At 47.6% G+C, this 1,289-nt stretch carries 1 protein-coding gene; it reads left to right on the plus strand.

From position 1 onward, the window contains the following. Positions 1-156: 156 nt before the first annotated feature. On the plus strand, positions 157-1,289 hold a 1,133-nt coding region (locus tag EBR25_14130; protein ID NBW42108.1), incomplete at its 3' end, for a class I SAM-dependent methyltransferase.

A 1,289-nucleotide genomic window follows, 5' to 3' on the forward strand; every position in this document is an offset into this window, starting at 1 on the left:
GCAAGGAAGGGAATTTAGTGAACGGTAGGCTGGACGAAATTGGCGCTCAAATGAAGATTCCCCAGTACTGATGCGACAGAACAACGGAGAAGAGTCTTGAGAGATGCAACAAGATCAAGCAAACCACGAAGCCCCGGATATAAAGAGTAAAAAAAGATGAACCAACTCGAGGCGCTTAGAATCAATACAGCAGCTTGCCACGGCACGCTAAGAGAATATAGAGAAGCGACTAGAGAGAACAGAGGCGCACACGACGAAGCGAGCTCGTGGCTAATAGAGCTCGGCGAGTGGGTACTGGATTGCATAGGCGCAAAGGTAGATGAGGGAAGCTTTTGGCGCGGCTGGGAAGCTGAAGAGGTGCCAGAAGGAAGATCGGAAATAGAGACTCTGGGACACATGTGTCGCACAAGCGTGGAGGAACATGCAAGGAGATGCGCAGCGGGAGAAATATCAAGAGAAAGCGCTATGATGTACAACTGCTATGCAAAAGCACTCAAAGAACCAAGAAGAGTGGAACTAGTCAGCTATGACAGCCATCTAGAGGACAAAGAAGAAGACTTAAAAACAAGCGAGCTGGTATTTGAAATACACTTCAAACACTCTCTAAGAAAGATTTTGCTAGACTACGCAAAGGATTTGGGGTCGCGCAAGCGGCTAGTTATTGCAGATATCGGTGCCGGAAATGGGAGGGTGCTGGAATTCGCCGCAGAATGCTTGGAAGAGACAGATTGTGCGTTCCGAATAATTGCTATGGATCCAAGCGAGACAGCCAGAAAGATATGCAAAGAACGACTCCGAATGCGAGAAACAATCGTAACGGGAGCTGCACTCGAAGATGCATGCGAAGGAAGAGTAAAGGAGCTCAGGGAACTCAGGGAAGACGAAGTTCTTCTGATCTTGATGAAAGGTGTGTTACATGACAGAAACATTGACTGTCAAGAAGAAAGCACTTCAGAGGAGGAAGGGATTTACAGAGACAAAGACTGGAGACGGGTATACAGGAGGAGTATCATCAAGGATTTGACGATGAGATTGAATGGGCTACGGAAATACCAAACGGACTCGAAACTCATCATCATGGAAAGCCACCTAGTAAGCAGGGGGTGGATCAAGAGGCTGTTCAAGCTGACACCCCTAATGCCTGCCTACATTGGACATGCGATTACAGCGCAGTACCTCATTAGCGCAAGCGATCATTTTCAAGGAATATGCGCCAGCGACTGGAGGATCAAGAATTTTCAAAGGCTATGCCAACTGGATGCTGATGACGCAATAATGACGATTGCCAC

The organism is bacterium, from assembly GCA_009926305.1.
GTDB lineage: Bacteria > Bdellovibrionota_C > UBA2361 > UBA2361 > RFPC01 > RFPC01.